A 17917-nucleotide genomic window follows, 5' to 3' on the forward strand; every position below is an offset into this window, starting at 1 on the left:
GTATGTAAACATGAAAACACATAAATCCTTGATGGCTTCCTGTTTATCCGTTTTATCAATTACTCTTTTTATACAGCACGCACAAGCTGCTGCTGCATTTGACCCAAATAGTCCTTGGATGTTGGGTGATTGGAACGGTCAACGCACCGCGTTACAAGCACAAGGTTATGATTTTTCTTTTGGATATACCGGCGAATATGCCGGTATTTTAGATTCAAAAAATACATCTACGCATGGTAGTGCTTATACGGGGCAACTGGCATTAGGAACTCATTTTGATCTAAACAAAATTTTAGGGTGGCAAGATACTGAAGCTCAAATCACATTAACTTATCGTGATGGGCAATCACTTTCTGAACATTCACCAGCTTTAGCGGGACATTTAAGTTCTGCACAAGAAGTGTGGGGGCGTGAGCAAACTTGGCGTTTAACCGATTTGTGGATCAAGAAAAAATTTCTTGACCAGAAGTTAGACGTGAAAGTCGGTCGTTTTGGTGAAGGTGAAGACTTTAATAGTTTTGACTGTGATTTCCAGAACTTGGCGCTTTGTGGTTCGCAAGTTGGTAACTGGGTTGGTGATCAGTGGTATAACTGGCCAGTCAGCCAATGGGCAATGCGTGTTAAATATAACTTGCAACCTGATTTATATACTCAAGTTGGTGTATATGAATATAACCCAGAAAATTTGGACCGAGGCAAAGGTTTTAATCTAAGCACTGATGGTTCACATGGGGCAATTATTCCTGCTGAAGTAGTTTGGTCACCTAAATTAGGCGCTCAAAGTATGGCTGGTGAATACCGTTTAGGGTATTACTACAGCACTGCTGATGCCGAAGAAATTACAAATAAGGCTCAAACATCTCATAAGCAAGGTGTATGGGTAACTGCAAAACAAAAATTATTCCAGCCTGCTGATCAAACAGACCGTGGTTTGACCGGATTTGTGAACCTGACGTTCCACGACTCTGATACCAACAAAATTGATAACATGCAAAATGTAGGCTTAGTCTATAAAGGTTTGCTCAATCAACGTCCTCAAGATGAGTTGGCATTAGGTGTTGCGCGTATCCATATCAACGATGATTGGAACGATGTCCAAAATAAAGAATACGACACTGAATACAATACCGAGCTTTACTACGGTATTCATGCGACAAACTGGCTGACTATCCGTCCAAATGTGCAATATGTTCGTCATGTTGGCGCATTAAAAAATGGTGATAACACTTGGGTAGGCGGTATTAAATTCTCAACTGCATTCTAAGCGTAATTACTCTGAAAACGGATTGTCGAGGGCTAAATCATTGATTGAATGATCCTGACCTTCCGTTTTTTCTTTATGCCTGAGTTTTGTTTTAGATGTATTGATAGGCCGATTTTTGATTCAAAGCTTGGCCTATCTTTCCGATAAAAATGATGATTGATAAGAGGTGGTTTATGACTCAACCTACTTCAAGATCAGGGCTAACGACTTTTACCGTAATTATTATTGGGTTATTAGCGTTATTCCTGTTAATTGGAGGTATTTGGCTCGCTACATTAGGCGGTTCAATTTACTATATTATTGCTGGTGTATTACTCCTGATTGTTGCATGGCAACTCTATAAGCGCGCATCTACAGCATTGTGGGCGTACGCTGCTTTAATGCTGGGTACCATTATTTGGGGTGTCTGGGAAGTTGGAACAGACTTCTGGGCGCTTGCACCTCGTTTAGATATTTTAGGTATTCTTGGTTTATGGTTATTGGTTCCAGCCGTAACTCGTGGAATCAGCAACCTTGGATCAAGTAAAGTTGCCTTATCCTCAACTCTAGCAATTGCAATTTTGTTGATGGTCTATTCGATTTTCAACGATCCGCAAGAAATTAATGGTGAAATCAAGACACCTCAGCCAGAAACTGCTCAAGCAGTGCCTGGTGTAGCAGAGAGTGACTGGCCAGCGTATGGTCGTACTCAAGCCGGTGTACGTTATTCTCCGTTAAAACAGATTAATGATCAAAACGTAAAAGATTTGAAAGTTGCTTGGACTTTACGTACTGGCGATCTTAAAACGGGTAATGATTCTGGCGAAACGACCAATCAGGTTACACCGATTAAAATCGGTAATAACATGTTTATTTGTACAGCTCATCAGCAGTTAATCTCGATTGATCCTGCTACAGGTAAAGAAAAATGGCGTTTTGATCCGAAGCTTAAAACGGATAAATCGTTCCAGCATTTAACTTGTCGTGGTGTGATGTATTACGATGCAAACAACACAACTGAGTTTGCAACGAGTCTTCAAAGCAAAAAATCTGACTCTACACAATGTCCGCGTAAAGTCTTTGTTCCTGTGAATGACGGCCGTTTAGTTGCGGTGAATGCTGACACTGGTAAAGCATGTACTGACTTTGGTAAAAATGGTGAAGTGAACTTGCAAGAGTTTATGCCATACGCTTACCCAGGTGGTTACAACCCAACATCTCCTGGTGTCGTGACTGGTTCAACTGTCGTTATTGCTGGTTCGGTAACAGATAACTACTCAAACAAAGAGCCATCAGGTGTAATTCGTGGATACGACGTTAATACTGGTAAACTCCTTTGGGTATTTGATACTGGCGCAGCAGATCCAAATGCAATGCCGGGTGAAGGTACGAATTTCGTTCATAACTCACCAAATGCGTGGGCACCTTTAGCATACGATGCAAAACTTGATATCGTTTATGTGCCAACAGGTGTAGGTACTCCAGACATCTGGGGTGGTGACCGTACCGAGCTGAAAGAGCGTTATGCAAACTCAATGTTAGCGATTAATGCCTCTACTGGTAAATTAGTATGGAACTTCCAGACAACCCATCATGATTTATGGGATATGGATGTACCGTCACAACCATCTTTAGCTGATATTAAAAACAAAGCTGGCCAAACTGTTCCTGCAATCTATGTATTGACGAAAACAGGTAATGCCTTTGTTCTTGATCGCCGTAATGGTCAACCAATTGTTCCTGTGACTGAGAAACCAGTTCCGCAAACAGTTAAACGTGGGCCACAAACTAAAGGCGAGCATTATTCAAAAACTCAGCCATTTTCTGACTTGAACTTGGCACCACAAGACAAATTGGCTGATAAAGACATGTGGGGTGCCACTATGCTTGATCAGCTCATGTGTCGTGTATCTTTCAAACGTCTAAATTACGATGGTATTTATACTCCACCATCTGAAAACGGTACTTTAGTTTTCCCTGGTAACTTGGGTGTGTTTGAATGGGGTGGTATGTCAGTTAACCCTGACCGTCAGGTTGCTGTAATGAACCCGATTGGTTTGCCATTCGTCAGTCGTTTAATTCCTGCCGATCCAAACCGTGCACAAACTGCAAAAGGTGCGGGAACTGAGCAGGGTGTACAACCGATGTACGGCGTGCCTTATGGCGTTGAAATTAGCGCATTCTTATCTCCGCTTGGTTTACCTTGTAAACAACCAGCTTGGGGCTATGTAGCTGGCGTTGATTTGAAAACTCATGAAGTGGTATGGAAAAAACGTATTGGTACAATTCGTGACAGCTTACCGAACTTGTTCCAGTTACCAGCTGTGAAAATTGGTGTGCCTGGTTTAGGTGGTTCAATTTCTACTGCCGGTAATGTCATGTTTGTTGGTGCAACTCAAGATAACTACTTACGTGCGTTTAACGTTACTAACGGTAAGAAACTTTGGGAAGCGCGTTTACCAGCAGGTGGACAAGCAACACCAATGACTTATGAAATTAATGGTAAGCAATATGTTGTGATTATGGCCGGTGGTCATGGTTCATTTGGTACCAAAATGGGTGACTATTTAGTGGCTTATGCCTTACCAGATAACAAATAAAAAGCTTCTATAGAAAGGGCCTGGATTTATCCGGGCTTTTTTTATATCTATTTATATTAAAGCTTATCAATAAAACCGTTATTAAATATGCAAAAAAAGCATTTTATTGATGAATGAAAGCTCGCTATGCTATCTGCCTTAATAATGAATCTACTAGCCATACGCCATGTATTTATATACCGATTTCGACCAGCAGCTGGTTAATGAACGAGTTGCTCAGTTCCGTGATCAGACTGAACGCTATTTAGCTGGCAAACTTTCTGAAGATGAATATCGTCCGTTACGTTTGCAAAATGGTTTATATGTGCAACGCTATGCGCCTATGCTGCGTATTGCTGTGCCGTATGGCTTAATGAATTCTAAGCAATTACGTAAAGTTGCTGAAGTTTCAACTGTTTATGACCGTGGTTATGCACACGTATCTACACGTCAAAACATCCAGTTGAACTGGCCTGCACTTGAAGATGTACCAGATATTTTGGCTGAACTTGCAACTGTACAAATGCATGCCATTCAAACCAGTGGTAACTGTATTCGTAACACAACGACTGACCAATATGCAGGTGTGGTTGCTGGTGAAATTGCAGACCCACGTCCAACGTGTGAATTGATTCGTCAGTGGAGTACATTCCACCCTGAATTTGCATTTTTACCACGTAAGTTCAAAATTGCCGTATCTGCACTTGAAGAAAAAGATCGTGCGGCAACTGCATTCCACGATATTGGTGTTTATATTGTGCGTAATGAAGCGGGCGAAATCGGCTATAAAATTATGGCTGGTGGTGGTTTAGGCCGTACCCCAATCATTGGTAGCGTTATTCGTGAGTTTTTACCGCGTGAAGATTTAATTGCTTATTTAGAAGCGGTTCTACGTGTTTATAACTTGCATGGCCGTCGTGATAATAAATACAAAGCGCGTATCAAAATTCTAGTTAAAGCATTAACTCCTGAAGTATTTGCACAGAAAGTTGAAGCTGAATTTGAACATACACGTGAATCATTAAGAATTCAGCCAGAAATCTTGAAAAAACTGGATGAAGAGTTCATTCCATTTGACTATCAAGATTTGGCAGATGAAGACTTCACTGCTTTATTTGCTGAGCATCCAAAATTCAAGCAATGGTTCAATATCAACACACATGCGCATAAAGTGAAGGGCTATCGTATTGTTACGATTTCTCTAAAACGTGCAGGTATTGCACCGGGTGATATGACCACCGAAGAAATGAACTTTATTGCAGACCTTGCTGATAAATATACTTTCGGTGAACTTCGCACGACTCACGAACAAAATATTGCTTTAGCAGATGTGCCTCAAAAAGATTTGTTCGATGTATGGCAAGCGCTTGAACAGCAAAATATGGCACGTGCACATATTGGTTTTATTACCGATATTATTAGTTGCCCGGGCGGTGATTTCTGTTCACTTGCAAATGCGAAATCAATTCCAATTGCCGAAGCAATTACACGTCGTTTTGATGACTTAGACAAAGTTTATGATCTTGGTCATTTAGATCTAAATATTTCTGGTTGTATGAATGCTTGTGGTCATCACCACGTAGGTAACATCGGTATTTTAGGTGTAGATAAAAAAGGCGCTGAATTCTACCAAATTACACTAGGCGGTAATTCAGACCATGATGCATCAATTGGTGACATCTTAGGGCCATCATTTGCAGCAGATGTTGTGCCTGATGTAATTGAAGAAGTATTAAATACTTATCTTGATTTACGTACTGAAGGTGAGCGCTTTGTTGATACATATCGCCGTGTAGGAATTCAACCATTTAAGGAGCGTGCATATGCTTAATACAGCTCTACCAGTGCTTTATAAAGATGGCACGATTGCAGATAATACTTATCAAATCATTGCTGAAGATGGTGTTATTCCTCAAGGTGACGTTGTTGTAACAACGGCTCAACTTGACCAATTAGCTAACGTTCAAGGCAAAAAAGCTTTGTATGTGACTGTGAATGATTCACCTGAAAATCATACTTTCCCATTAAATGAGCTTGATGCAATTTTCATTGAGTTTGCGGGTTTCGGTGATGGCCGAGGCTACTCATTTGCAGCACTATTACGCCGCCAAGGTTTCCAAGGTGAGTTACGTGCAACAGGTGATGTGTTTAAGGATGTTTTAAACTACTTAAAGCGTTCTGGTTTTGATAGTTTTGTCGTGAAAGAAGGCAAAGACGTACAAGAAGCTGCGGCAGGTTTGCAAGACTTTACCAATCCGTATCAAGCTTCAACTGGTGTACCAGAAGCGAGTTATCAAACAGGTGCTTAATAAATCCTGAAATAAAAAATCCCGCAATTTGCGGGATTTTTTATATTGAAAATTATGTATCAAGTTGGCAGTTAACCATCCACTTTATACCAAATTGATCGGTAAATGCTCCGTACAATGCACCCCAGAATGTTTTTTCTAGAGGCATTTCAATTTGACCGTTAACAGACAATGCGTCAAAAAGTTGTTTAGCTTTTTCTTGCTCGTCCTTTTCAAGGTTAATTGCGATGTAGTGATTATTGCCTTGGGTAAAAACACTGTTAGGCGCACAGAACTGATCATTTGTATCTGATGCCATAAGTACAGTGTATTCATTAATGGGTAGAGAAACGTGAAGAACCAGATTTTTGTTCGCTTCAGATAATGTCACACCTTCTGTAGGTGGCATATCACCATAGCGGCTCAGCATGGCGAACTCGCCGCCAAAAACTGATTTATAAAAATTAAAGGCTTGCTCTGCCTGACCTTGGAAATTGAGATAGTGATTGAGTTGCATTGTTATTGTCCATTGTTGTTTTCGTTTAAAAGAATAAGTTAAAACTTAAAAGTGATTTTGTGGGTCATTTTTTGTAGTTTTTTCATAAAAAAATCCCACCGAAGCGGGATTTTAAAATAATTAATTTTAATTAAATAAGTTCAATCGCAACGGCTGTTGCTTCTCCACCGCCAATACAAAGTGCTGCAATACCTTTTTTACCGCCAGTACGTTTTAATGCATGAATTAGCGTAAGAATAATGCGAGAACCTGTTGAACCTACTGGATGACCTAGGGCACAAGCACCACCATTGATATTGACTTTTTCAGCATCAAGTTTGAAATCATCAATTGGACACATAGTAACCATGGCAAAAGCTTCGTTAATTTCCCATAGGTCAACATCTTGAGCATCCCAGCCAGCTTTTTTCAGAACTTTCTCGATGGCACCAACAGGGGCAATTGTAAATTCTGAAGGATGCTGAGAGTTTGAAGCTGTCGCAATAATTTTCGCAAGTGGCTGTAAACCACGTTGAGCCGCAACTTCACTTGAAGTTAATACTAATGCAGATGCACCATCTGAAATAGAGCTTGCGTTTGCTGCGGTAATTGTACCGTCTTTTGCAAAAGCTGGTTTAAGTGAAGGAATTTTGTCGATCTTTGCATTTAAGGGTTGTTCATCCTGATCAACAATAACATCACCTTTGCGACTAGGTACGGTAACCGAAACAATTTCATCTTTGAAATAACCTTCGGTAATTGCCGTTTGAGCACGTTTCAAAGAACGAATTGCAAAGTCATCCATTTGCTCACGTGTATAGCCACGTGTATTTGCCATATCTTGAGCAAAAGAACCCATTAAGCGACCAGTTTCAGCATCTTCAAGTCCATCAAGAAACATATGATCCTTAATTTCACCATGGCCCATACGATAGCCAGCGCGTGCTTTTGGTAAAACATAAGGTGCGTTTGTCATAGACTCCATACCGCCAGCAACAACAATTTCTGCACTGCCTGCTTTAATCATGTCAGTTGCTTGCATTACTGCTTTCATGCCAGAACCACAAAGCTTATTAATAGTTACAGCGCCTGTAGAGTCAGGTAAGCCTGCTTTACGCATTGCTTGACGAGCAGGACCCTGTTTTAAGCCAGCAGGAAGAACACAGCCCATAATGACTTCTTCGATATCAGTAGGTTGTAAACCTGCTCTTACGATCGCTTCTTTAATGGTTACCGCACCTAATTCAGGCGCTGTAAGCCCTGATAATGCTCCTTGAAAACCACCCATAGCAGTACGAGCACCATTAATAATTACGATGTCAGTCATTGTTGTAATCTCCGGTTATTCTTAATCTCAAAATAAGAAATGTTTAAAACCTAGGCAGTATATTGCAAAAAACACAGAGAAATATCTTCTGCATTAGACTGTAGAGTTCTAACAATTTTTAAGGTCTTCTAAACGAATATGCCCCATTTTGCTGAGCACTAATTTAAAGTTTTTAAGCTGATCATAAGAACAATACGTAAAACTGCCATTAGACTCCCGCGGCAGTCCTGTGTCTCCCTGAAATACAATACTATTTATTTTTTTGCCGAATTTTTGAAATTTTAAAGAACCATAATGATGATTAAGCTCAATATTGGTCAATATTTCTTCATCACTTTCTCTTTGTAGATTATGATTTTTGTCTACAAAGCTTATAAGGCTTGCATCCCAATTACTATTACATAGCGTTAAATCAACACTTGGGCAAAGTACGACACTCTTATGTCGCAGAATTGCGTCGTATTTGGCTTTTTGTATATAAATTGTCAGTAGTCGAGGCGTGTTTTTTAATTCTAACGAAGCCATCAATTGATGATATAAAGGAAAGGCCAGGGTGAACATAATCATAAGAATTGCGAGCGTTATAGTGAGTTCCATCAATGTGAAACCAGGAGATTTAAACATTAAAATTCCTTAATATATGAATAAATATTTTGATTTTATGCATTCTATCAATGATTTATATGGCTTTTTATAATGAGGAAACACAAAATTAAATAAAGGTTATCAGGACGCTAGAATACTGGTAAAATCACCCTGAGCGAAACACAGAAGTTGTTCATATTTGCTAGTTGAGTAAAAAATTACCGAATTACAACGGAAATTGTAAGTAATTTTGTCAATAATTTACTTGATTAAAATTATCAAGCACTTGGAAAGTCTATCAAGTGTTTGTATGATTCAAATGTGAATAGCTTAAAAATAATACTGGGGTGAAAATATCTCAGGGGCCAATAAATTTAGGCTGAGCTTGAACAACAATTGTTATCTCTGGAGGATATCCATGAAATTGAGTCGTATTGCACTTGCTATGCTTGTCGCTGCACCTTTAGCTGCTGCTAATGCTGGCGTAACTGTTACACCATTATTGCTTGGTTACACTTTCCAAGACACTCAACACAACAATGGCGGTAAAGATGGCGAGTTAACTAACGGACCTGAACTACAAGACGATTTATTCGTTGGTGCTGCTCTTGGTATTGAGTTAACGCCATGGTTAGGTTTCGAAGCTGAATATAACCAAGTTAAAGGTGATGTAAACGGTCTTGCTGCTGGCGCTGAATACAAACAAAAACAAATCAACGGTAACTTTTATGTTACTTCTGATTTGATCACTAAAAACTATGACAGCAAAATCAAGCCATACGTATTGTTAGGTGCTGGTCACTACAAATACGAGATTCCTGATCTTGCGTACCATAACGATGAAGAAGGTACTTTAGGTAATGCTGGTTTTGGTGCTTTCTGGCGCTTAAACGATGCTTTATCTCTTCGTACAGAAGCTCGTGGTACTTATAACTTTGACGAAAAATTCTGGAACTATACAGCTCTTGCTGGTTTAAACGTAGTTCTTGGTGGTCACTTGAAGCCTGCTGCTCCTGTAGTAGAAGTTGCTCCAGTTGAACCAACTCCAGTTGCTCCACAACCACAAGAGTTAACTGAAGACCTTAACATGGAACTTCGTGTGTTCTTTGATACTAACAAATCAAACATCAAAGACCAATACAAGCCAGAAATCGCTAAAGTTGCTGAGAAGTTAACTGAATACCCTAACGCTACTGCACGTATCGAAGGTCACACAGATAACACTGGTCCACGTAAGTTAAACGAACGTTTATCTTTAGCTCGTGCTAACTCTGTTAAATCAGCTCTTGTAAACGAATACAACGTTGATGCATCTCGTTTGTCTACTCAAGGTTTCGCTTGGGATCAACCGATTGCTGACAACAAAACTAAAGAAGGTCGTGCTATGAACCGTCGTGTATTCGCGACAATCACTGGTAGCCGTACTGTAGTTGTTCAACCTGGTCAAGAAGCGGCAGCTCCTGCAGCAGCTCAATAATTTGAGTTCTTGAACAGTAAAAAAGCGACTCGTTAGAGTCGCTTTTTTATTGCGATTTTTAAAATATTTAGTCATTTCTATGTCTCCTTAATAATAATTACTTACGATCTTGGTCTAAATTATTTACCAATCACCTTTTCTCAATTGCTGTTTAGTATCTTGTCTATCTCTACGATGTTGCGCACGAGGTTTTTCCGTTTCATGCATCCCACCTTTGTGAAGTAAAGGGGAAAGAGCGACCTGATTACGGACTTTGATTTTTGACATTTCTTTAATTTTCATGTTTTAACCTTTAATACATAAAACTTGTTTAAGAGTGTGAACAACTTCAATGAGGTCAGCCTGATTTGCCATGACTTCATCAATATCTTTATAAGCACTTGGGATTTCATCGACAACACCACTGTCTTTACGACATTCAATACCTTGGGTTTGTTCAATAAGATCTTGTTGGTTAAAAAGAGTCTTTGCCTTGCTTCTACTCATCTTGCGACCTGCCCCATGAGAACAAGAACAAAATGACTCAGGATTTGCTTTACCTCTGACGATATAAGAGCGTGCTCCCATTGAACCTGGAATAATGCCTAATTCATCTAAGCCTGCTCGAATTGCACCTTTTCGGGTAATCAATAAATTTTCACCGAAATGTGTTTCACGACTTACGTAATTATGATGACAATTAATAGCCTCTTTTGTCATTTGAAAAGAGGGAAGAATTGGACGAATCGCCTCTAAAATTAAACGCATCATTTCTTTGCGATTTTCAAAAGCATATTCTTGAGTCCACTCTACAGCTTCTACATAATCATCGAAACTGTTTGAGCCTTCAGCAAAATAACTTAGATCTTTATCAGGTACATGACCAAAACGATGCTGAGCTTCTTTTTTGGCTAACTCAATAAAATAAGTGCCAATAACGTTACCCAGTCCTCTACTACCTGAATGTAGCATCACCCATACGTCTTGATTTTCATCAATACATAGTTCGATAAAGTGGTTGCCACCCCCTAAAGTACCAAGTTGCTTTTGCCATGTGGCATCAAACTGTCGAAGCATTCGAACAAGGCCAGGATGCTTTTTGATAATGGGCTCTAAGCGTTTTTCAAGTGGAATAATGCTAGAAGCTTTTGCTTTAACTTGTTTATGCAAAGCAAATCCGACCGGTACTTTACGTTCGATTGCATCGCGTAAACGACTCAAGTTATCAGGCAGTTGTGAGGCCTTTAGGCTTAAGCGAATTGCATTCATTCCACAACCAATATCTACACCGACTGCAGCAGGAATAATGGCGTGTTTAGTTGGAATAACACTACCTACAGTCGCGCCTTTTCCTACGTGAACATCTGGCATTACTGCAATATGTGAATAGATAAATTGCAGTTGAGCCATTTTCTTGAGTTGTTCGATACTTTCACTATCAATATCTTGAGTGAAAATTTTAACGGGAATACCGTAAAGTGCTTCCTCGTTTAATATTTTTTGTATGCCCATAATTTTTCTCTTATTTTTGTCCGAGCAGGCATAAAAAAACCTAGCGAATGCTAGGTTTTAAATTTGAGCATTCGGACAAGTGAAGTGAATTTGTACACTTGTCCGTGAGCTGACATCGTGCCAAATTATTTAATCTGTTTTACCTTGTAGTGTTGGCATGATGTCCTCCTTATTTAAAAGCGCCGTTGAAAATCTGAACGGCATTTTACGCCTTTTAAACCAAAGATCAAGTTTTTGATCTTTGGTTTATTTGAATTACCAATTTTTAGTCTTGCTCTGGCTTCACATTCATTTGGTCGTAAGGAATCAGTTTAGTTTTATATTTCCACTTATAGCCTAACCAAATAATTAGGAACAATGGCAAGCTAATATAGGTTGAAAGTAGACCTAACCAGTCAATTTTCCCACCTAAAATGGCTTGATAGTTTTGTCCCAAAATAATGATTGAACATAGAATAAATGCAAACCAAGGCGCAAATGGGAAAAATTTGGCACGGTAAGCTAAATCTTCTAATTTATATCCTTGAGCAATATAACCTTTGCGGAAACGATAGTGCGAAATCGCAATGCCTAACCAAACAATAAAGCCGCACATCCCTGACATATTAAGTAGCCAGTTAAATACTTGTTTTTCACCAATAAAAGTTGTCAAGAAACAAAAAGCGGCGATAATTGTTGTGGCATATAGTGCATTCATTGGAACGCCACGACCATCAAGTTTTGCAAACCACCTTGGCGCACGGCCTTCCTGAGCCATTTTAAACAACATACGAGTTGAAGAGTACATGCCAGAGTTACCTGCTGATAAAATAGCAGTAAGAATGACAGCATTCATTAAGCCAGCTGCAAAAGCAAAGCCAACTCTTTCATAGAGCAATGTAAATGGAGAAAGCGCAATATTTTCAGTGGTAGCCGCTTGCAGTAAATTTGGGTCATCATAGGCAATCAGAGTGCCGATAATGAAAATACATAAGACATAAAATAATAAGATTCGCCAGAAAATCTGTTTGATTGCTAGTGGAATCGTTTTCTTTGGATCTTTCGATTCACCAGCAGCAACTCCAACCATTTCTGTTCCTTGGAAAGAGAATCCAGCAATCATTGCTACACCGATCATGGCCTGTAAACCACCCACAAAAGGTGCTTCTTTATAGGTCCAGTTTCCAAAAGCTGCCACACCTGGAGTTAGCATAATCTTGATGATCATGGCTAAGCCAATAATAATAAAAGCAACGATGGCGATGACTTTGACCATTGAGAACCAGAATTCGCTTTCGCCGAATCCTTTTACTGTCATGGCATTGATTGCAAAAATTACGACAAGGAACAGAGCACTCCAGTAGAACCCTGGAATATCAGGGAACCAGAACTTCATAATAAACTGAACTGCAACAAGTTCGAATGCAACCGTAATCGCCCAGTTATACCAGTAGTTCCAGCCTAAAGCGAAGCCAAAGCCTTCCTCGACATAACGACTGCCATATGTAAAAAAAGCACCAGAAGTCGGATTGTGGGTTGCAAGCTCACCTAAACTGGTCATTAAGAAGTAAATCATAATGCCAATGAGAGAGTAGGCGAGTAGTGCTCCACCTGGGCCAGCATTTGCAATGGTTGATCCAGAAGCAAGGAAGAGGCCTGTACCAATGGAACCACCAATGGCGATCATATTCAGATGACGAGCCCCGAGCTTACGCTGGAGTTTTTCAGGAGCATGTGTTTCGCTCATGGAGATTCCTTACATAGTTTGTTATGCACAGGCATATAACACCTTAAAGCCTTGAAGATCAGTTTTAATCTGGCACTGACCAAAGTGCTTCTCAATTAAGATCGGATAGTTTAAAAAACGGTTTGCTACAATCCATAGCTCGCCTGATGCCTTTAAATGTTTTTTAGCGTTCTGGCAGAGTCCTTCACTTGCATCATAGTCGGTATGAATACCTTGATGGAAAGGGGGATTACTAACAATGGCATCGAGTTCTGTTGGAGCGTCTGCAATACCTATGACAGGCTGCAATCTCAACTGGTCTGAACTTATTCCATTTCGACTAAAAGTCATTTCCGTTGACCGTAAAGCAAAAGCATCAATATCTAGAGCATGAATAATATTACTTGAATTTATTTTTGCCAAATAGCAACTGATAATTCCAGCACCACACCCGAAGTCGGCAATTCTACCTGATTTCACCTGATTAAGATAAGGGAGTAAAACAGCAGTTCCGATATCTAGATGATTTTGGCTAAAAACACCGGGTAGGGCACAAATCGTAAGCTCTTGTTCATTAACTTGAACGGTATAAGTTTTAAGCCATTTTTCTAGAGGTTTAATCTGTTCTGTTTTCTCAATCTTTAAGTGCCACAATTGACAATGGCGAGCACTATCAAGTTTTAGTACTTTGCCAAAGCTTTGTAATTGTTTAGAGGCTCTTTCTACACCACCTTTTTTTTCACCAACTAAAAAAACAGATTGATTGGTTTTAAGATGGCTCATTACTACATGCAATATGTAATTCAAGAGCTCTTTAGATTTTGGAACAAAAATAATTGCTTGGTCGAATTCTTGTGATGGAAACTCAACTGAGAAGTGAGCTTTTGTTCCATTATTGATAAAACCCTGATAGTCAGCATGGTTCCATGTCCAGACTGACGCATCAGTCCCAGCGGGTAATTGACTAACTAAGGCATCATTCGGTGCATTAATTAACAAGATTCTACCTTTCAAATAGTCTTGCTGTCTTAATACCACTTCACTTCTAGGATCCATGTACATCTCTCATGAAGAAGAATGCCCAGTGGGAGCTGGGCAGTAATCAAAATTAAAAGTTAGTTATTTATGCGTTTCAGGAAGCACAACATTTAAAATTAATGCTGCGATACCACCTGTTGCCACGCCAGAGCTAAAAATATTTTTAAATAATTCTGGAAGGTGCTCTAAAATTTGAGGCACTTGAGCAACACCTAAACCTAATGCAAGTGAGATGGCAATAATTAATAATGCTCGGCGGTCAAGGTGAACTGAAGAAAGAATGTTAATGCCTGATGCAGCTACTGCGCCGAACATAACCATAACAGCGCCACCTAATACGGCTTGAGGAACTGCTTGTATAACACCAGCTACTGCAGGGAATAGACCTAATAAAATAAGTAATCCAGCAATCCAGATGCCTACATAGCGGCTAGCAACCCCAGTGAGTTGAATTACACCATTGTTTTGAGCGAAAACAGAACTAGGGAAAGTGTTAAAAAGACCAGCGAGCAAAGAGTTTGCACCATTCACTAATACACCACCTTTAATGCGTTTCATCCATTCAGGACCATTAACAGGTTGGTTGGAAAGTTTACTGGTTGCTGTTACATCACCAATTGCTTCTAAAGAAGTCACCAAATAAATGAATGCCATTGGGATGAATAATCCCCAAGAGAAACTCAAACCAAAGTGCATTGGTGTGGGAATTTGTACGAGTGGCGCGTCTTTAATACCAGAAAAATCTAGATGACCCATAAATCCAGCAAGAACGTAACCACTCACTAAAGCGATTAAAATAGCTGAGCTTTTAATCCAAACCACTCGAATACGATTGAGCACAATAATAATAGCAAGTACCGTACATGACATAATAAGGTTGTCTGCACTTGCAAAAGTATGATCTTGCATGGCTTGATAGCCACCACCCATACTAATCAAGCCTTCTTTAATAAGCGTTAAGCCAATTAATAGAACAACAATCCCAGTTACCAAAGGAGTAATGAGTCTTTTTACCCATGGAAGAATTTGCGAAACACCCATTTCAATGAAGGAGCCGGCAATGACCACACCAAATATTGCAGCCATAACTTGGTTTACAGGTGTTCCTGCGGCCACCATTGCACTACCGATACCAATAATCGGGCCAATAAAGTTAAAGCTTGTGCCTTGAACAATAAGAAGACCTGCACCAAACGGACCAACTTTTTTACATTGTAGAAATGTAGCAATACCCGAAATCACCAAAGACATCGATAAAATCATGTTAGTTTCGGTGCTTGAAACGCCTAAAGCTAAGCAAATTAAAAGGCCAGGTGTAACAATTGGTACAATAATCGCAAGCAAATGCTGGAAAGCTGCTAAAAAAGCGATCAAAGGTTTTGGTCGATCATTTAAACCATAAACAAGGTCTAAATGGTCTTGAGAGTGTTGATTGGACATGGGTGTAGGTCCGCCGCAATTTTGCAAATTGGCGCTATTCTAATCGAGATAACTATCTTTACAAAACGAAATACAGGCTATTAGAAATTTTTTTGTCAATGTCAATAAACTGTCACTACTCAAGAGTAGTGTTTTTCTGTATAATTTGCCCTCAAACTTTAGGCGTATCGAATTTACATGTCAGATATTAAAACACTCCGTAACATTGCCATCATTGCGCACGTCGATCATGGTAAAACGACTTTAGTCGACAAACTTTTACAACAATCAGGTGCATTAGGTGATCGCGCGGGTGAAATCGAGCGTGTGATGGATTCAGGTGCAATTGAAAGTGAACGTGGTATTACCATTCTTGCAAAAAACACTGCAATTAAATGGACTGATGCGCGTACAAATACAGAATACCGCATTAACATCGTAGACACCCCAGGACATGCTGACTTCGGTGGTGAAGTTGAACGTGTAATGTCGATGGTTGACTGCGTACTTCTTCTTGTTGATTCTCAAGAAGGTCCAATGCCACAAACTCGTTTTGTGACATCGAAAGCCTTTGCGAGCGGTTTGAAGCCAATCGTGATTATCAACAAAGTAGATAAGCCAAGTGCGCGTCCTGATTGGGTAATTGACCAAGTATTTGATTTGTTTGATAACTTGGGTGGTACTGACGAACAGTTAGACTTCCCAGTTGTTTATGCTTCAGGTCTTCGTGGTGTTGCTGGTCCTTCTCCAGAAGAACTTGCTGACGACATGACTCCATTGTTCCAAACAATTGTAGATATCGTTGAACCGCCAGCAGTTGATGTTGATGGTCCATTCCAAATGCAAATCTCTTCACTTGATTATAACAGCTTCGTTGGTGTAATCGGTGTTGGTCGTATTCAGCGTGGTTCAGTTAAATTAAACACACCTGTAACTGTTATCGACAAAGAAGGTAAAACACGTAACGGTCGTATCTTAAAAATCATGGGTTACCATGGTCTAGATCGCGTTGACGTTGAAGAGGCAAATGCTGGTGATATCGTTTGTGTAACAGGTATCGATGCACTTCATATTTCTGACACGATTTGTGATCCGAAAAATGTTGAAGCTTTACCGCCGTTATCTGTAGATGAACCTACTGTTACGATGACTTTCCAAGTGAACAACTCACCGTTTGCGGGTAAAGAAGGTAAATTTGTTACTTCACGTAACATTCGTGAACGTTTAGATCGTGAATTGATTCACAACGTAGCATTACGTGTTGAAGATACTGACAGTCCAGACCGTTTCAAAGTGTCTGGTCGTGGTGAACTTCACCTTTCAGTTCTTATTGAAAACATGCGTCGTGAAGGCTTCGAAATGGGCGTATCACGTCCACAAGTAATTTTGAAAGAAGTTGACGGTGAAAAGCAAGAACCATACGAAAACGTAACATTTGACGTTGAAGAACAGCACCAAGGTTCGGTAATGGAACAAATGGGTTACCGTAAAGGTGAAATGACAAATATGGAAGTTGACGGTAAAGGCCGTATCCGTATTGAAGCAACTGTTCCTTCACGTGGCTTAATTGGTTTCCGTTCTGAATTCTTGACCATGACTTCTGGTACAGGGATCATGACATCAAGCTTCTCGCATTACGGTCCAATGAAACAAGGTACTGTTGCGAAACGTCAAAACGGTGTGTTGATTTCTATGGTTCAAGGCGTTTGTTTGGGCTATGCATTATTCACATTGCAAGACCGTGGTCGTCTATTCGCTAAACCTCAGTTAGAAGTTTACGAAGGTATGATCATTGGTATTAACTCTCGTTCAGATGATATGGTTGTTAACCCAACTAAAGCGAAACAGTTAACAAACGTACGTGCATCTGGTACAGATGAAGCGTTAACGTTGACACCAGCTGTTGAATACACGCTTGAACAAGCACTTGAATTCATTGAAGATGATGAGTTAGTTGAAGTAACACCAAAATCAATCCGTATCCGTAAGCGTTACTTGACTGAAAACGAACGTAAACGTAACCGTGATAAATAATTTTTCTTAAATGAAAAAGAAAAAACCGCTAAATTCATTTAGCGGTTTTTTTAATCATTCTATTTAAAATTAAACTAAGCTTAAAATCATATTTTTCTTATCAGAGAATATGTTGTTAAAGTGTGAGATAGTTTTCTTTTTTTTGATAAAAATATTAAATTATCAATATCATGGCGAGTACTATCTAAATCGATAAGATGCCAATGAAAAAGAAAAATATGACGTGTTTCGACCC

Annotated in this window: 14 protein-coding genes; 6 read left to right on the forward strand and 8 right to left on the reverse strand. The window is 39.6% G+C overall.

What is annotated here, in order from left to right; all coding sequences use genetic code 11:
* The first annotated feature begins 31 nt into the window (after positions 1 to 31).
* From NL42_RS05085 to NL42_RS05100, 4 genes are all read left to right on the forward strand, one after another.
* On the forward strand, positions 32 to 1264 hold the full coding sequence (locus tag NL42_RS05085) for a carbohydrate porin (protein ID WP_151743478.1): 1233 nt from the start codon (positions 32 to 34) through the stop codon (positions 1262 to 1264).
* 173 nt (positions 1265 to 1437) lie between these two features.
* Positions 1438 to 3843, forward strand: a complete 2406-nt coding sequence (locus tag NL42_RS05090) for a glucose/quinate/shikimate family membrane-bound PQQ-dependent dehydrogenase (RefSeq protein WP_461311986.1) — start codon at positions 1438 to 1440, stop codon at positions 3841 to 3843.
* Positions 3844 to 4009: 166 nt separating this feature from the next.
* Positions 4010 to 5653: a nitrite/sulfite reductase gene (locus NL42_RS05095; RefSeq protein ID WP_461311987.1), complete on the forward strand. Its 1644-nt coding sequence runs from the start codon at positions 4010 to 4012 to the stop codon at positions 5651 to 5653.
* Positions 5646 to 6131 (forward strand): DUF934 domain-containing protein, encoded by a 486-nt coding sequence (locus NL42_RS05100; protein ID WP_461311988.1) that lies wholly within the window; start codon positions 5646 to 5648, stop codon positions 6129 to 6131. Before NL42_RS05095 ends, NL42_RS05100 begins: the two co-directional genes overlap by 8 nt.
* Before the next feature lie 52 nt (positions 6132 to 6183).
* Here the strand turns inward: NL42_RS05100 and NL42_RS05105 are convergent, their stop codons facing one another.
* The 3 genes from NL42_RS05105 to NL42_RS05115 form a co-directional block, all read right to left on the reverse strand.
* Positions 6184 to 6627 (reverse strand): VOC family protein, encoded by a 444-nt coding sequence (locus tag NL42_RS05105; RefSeq protein WP_016137165.1) that lies wholly within the window; start codon positions 6625 to 6627, stop codon positions 6184 to 6186.
* Positions 6628 to 6757: 130 nt separating this feature from the next.
* On the reverse strand, positions 6758 to 7933 hold the full coding sequence (locus NL42_RS05110) for a thiolase family protein (RefSeq protein WP_461311989.1): 1176 nt from the start codon (positions 7931 to 7933) through the stop codon (positions 6758 to 6760).
* Between the two features lie 108 nt (positions 7934 to 8041).
* The gene (locus NL42_RS05115) at positions 8042 to 8557 is read right to left on the reverse strand and encodes a GspH/FimT family pseudopilin (protein ID WP_461311990.1); all 516 of its coding nucleotides are present in this window, start codon (positions 8555 to 8557) and stop codon (positions 8042 to 8044) included.
* Positions 8558 to 8936: 379 nt separating this feature from the next.
* Between NL42_RS05115 and omp38 the strand changes: the two genes are divergently transcribed.
* Positions 8937 to 9995, forward strand: coding sequence for an outer membrane protein Omp38 (gene omp38 / locus NL42_RS05120; RefSeq protein WP_016137162.1), 1059 nt, complete (start codon positions 8937 to 8939; stop codon positions 9993 to 9995).
* 123 nt (positions 9996 to 10118) lie between these two features.
* Here the strand turns inward: omp38 and NL42_RS05125 are convergent, their stop codons facing one another.
* The 5 genes from NL42_RS05125 to NL42_RS05145 all read right to left on the reverse strand — a co-directional run bounded on the left by NL42_RS05125 (position 10119) and on the right by NL42_RS05145 (position 15669).
* Complete coding sequence (locus NL42_RS05125) at positions 10119 to 10277, reverse strand: hypothetical protein (protein ID WP_005036254.1); 159 nt, start codon at positions 10275 to 10277, stop codon at positions 10119 to 10121.
* 3 nt (positions 10278 to 10280) lie between these two features.
* A complete protein-coding gene (locus NL42_RS05130) occupies positions 10281 to 11486 on the reverse strand; it encodes an RtcB family protein (RefSeq protein WP_461311991.1) in 1206 nt (401 codons plus the stop codon).
* A 265-nt stretch (positions 11487 to 11751) separates the two neighbouring features.
* On the reverse strand, positions 11752 to 13212 hold the full coding sequence (locus tag NL42_RS05135; RefSeq protein ID WP_461311992.1) for an amino acid permease: 1461 nt from the start codon (positions 13210 to 13212) through the stop codon (positions 11752 to 11754).
* A 21-nt stretch (positions 13213 to 13233) separates the two neighbouring features.
* Positions 13234 to 14247, reverse strand: a complete 1014-nt coding sequence (locus tag NL42_RS05140; protein ID WP_461311993.1) for a methyltransferase — start codon at positions 14245 to 14247, stop codon at positions 13234 to 13236.
* 63 nt (positions 14248 to 14310) lie between these two features.
* Positions 14311 to 15669, reverse strand: a complete 1359-nt coding sequence (locus NL42_RS05145) for a uracil-xanthine permease family protein (protein ID WP_336166554.1) — start codon at positions 15667 to 15669, stop codon at positions 14311 to 14313.
* Positions 15670 to 15846: 177 nt separating this feature from the next.
* Between NL42_RS05145 and typA the strand changes: the two genes are divergently transcribed.
* On the forward strand, positions 15847 to 17682 hold the full coding sequence (gene typA / locus NL42_RS05150; protein ID WP_003655262.1) for a translational GTPase TypA: 1836 nt from the start codon (positions 15847 to 15849) through the stop codon (positions 17680 to 17682).
* The last annotated feature ends 235 nt before the right edge of the window (positions 17683 to 17917 follow it).

The organism is Acinetobacter sp. GN11, from assembly GCF_054823985.1.

Bases quoted from the DNA above. Each gene is read 5' to 3' on its own strand.
- NL42_RS05085 (WP_151743478.1), top strand. From the start codon at position 32: ATGGCTTCCTGTTTATCCGTTTTATCAATTACTCTTTTTATACAGCAC.
- NL42_RS05090 (WP_461311986.1), top strand. From the start codon at position 1,438: ATGACTCAACCTACTTCAAGATCAGGGCTAACGACTTTTACCGTAATT.
- NL42_RS05095 (WP_461311987.1), top strand. From the start codon at position 4,010: ATGTATTTATATACCGATTTCGACCAGCAGCTGGTTAATGAACGAGTT.
- NL42_RS05100 (WP_461311988.1), top strand. From the start codon at position 5,646: ATGCTTAATACAGCTCTACCAGTGCTTTATAAAGATGGCACGATTGCA.
- NL42_RS05105 (WP_016137165.1), bottom strand. From the start codon at position 6,627: ATGCAACTCAATCACTATCTCAATTTCCAAGGTCAGGCAGAGCAAGCC.
- NL42_RS05110 (WP_461311989.1), bottom strand. From the start codon at position 7,933: ATGACTGACATCGTAATTATTAATGGTGCTCGTACTGCTATGGGTGGT.
- NL42_RS05115 (WP_461311990.1), bottom strand. From the start codon at position 8,557: ATGTTTAAATCTCCTGGTTTCACATTGATGGAACTCACTATAACGCTC.
- omp38 (WP_016137162.1), top strand. From the start codon at position 8,937: ATGAAATTGAGTCGTATTGCACTTGCTATGCTTGTCGCTGCACCTTTA.
- NL42_RS05125 (WP_005036254.1), bottom strand. From the start codon at position 10,277: ATGAAAATTAAAGAAATGTCAAAAATCAAAGTCCGTAATCAGGTCGCT.
- NL42_RS05130 (WP_461311991.1), bottom strand. From the start codon at position 11,486: ATGGGCATACAAAAAATATTAAACGAGGAAGCACTTTACGGTATTCCC.
- NL42_RS05135 (WP_461311992.1), bottom strand. From the start codon at position 13,212: ATGAGCGAAACACATGCTCCTGAAAAACTCCAGCGTAAGCTCGGGGCT.
- NL42_RS05140 (WP_461311993.1), bottom strand. From the start codon at position 14,247: ATGGATCCTAGAAGTGAAGTGGTATTAAGACAGCAAGACTATTTGAAA.
- NL42_RS05145 (WP_336166554.1), bottom strand. From the start codon at position 15,669: ATGTCCAATCAACACTCTCAAGACCATTTAGACCTTGTTTATGGTTTA.
- typA (WP_003655262.1), top strand. From the start codon at position 15,847: ATGTCAGATATTAAAACACTCCGTAACATTGCCATCATTGCGCACGTC.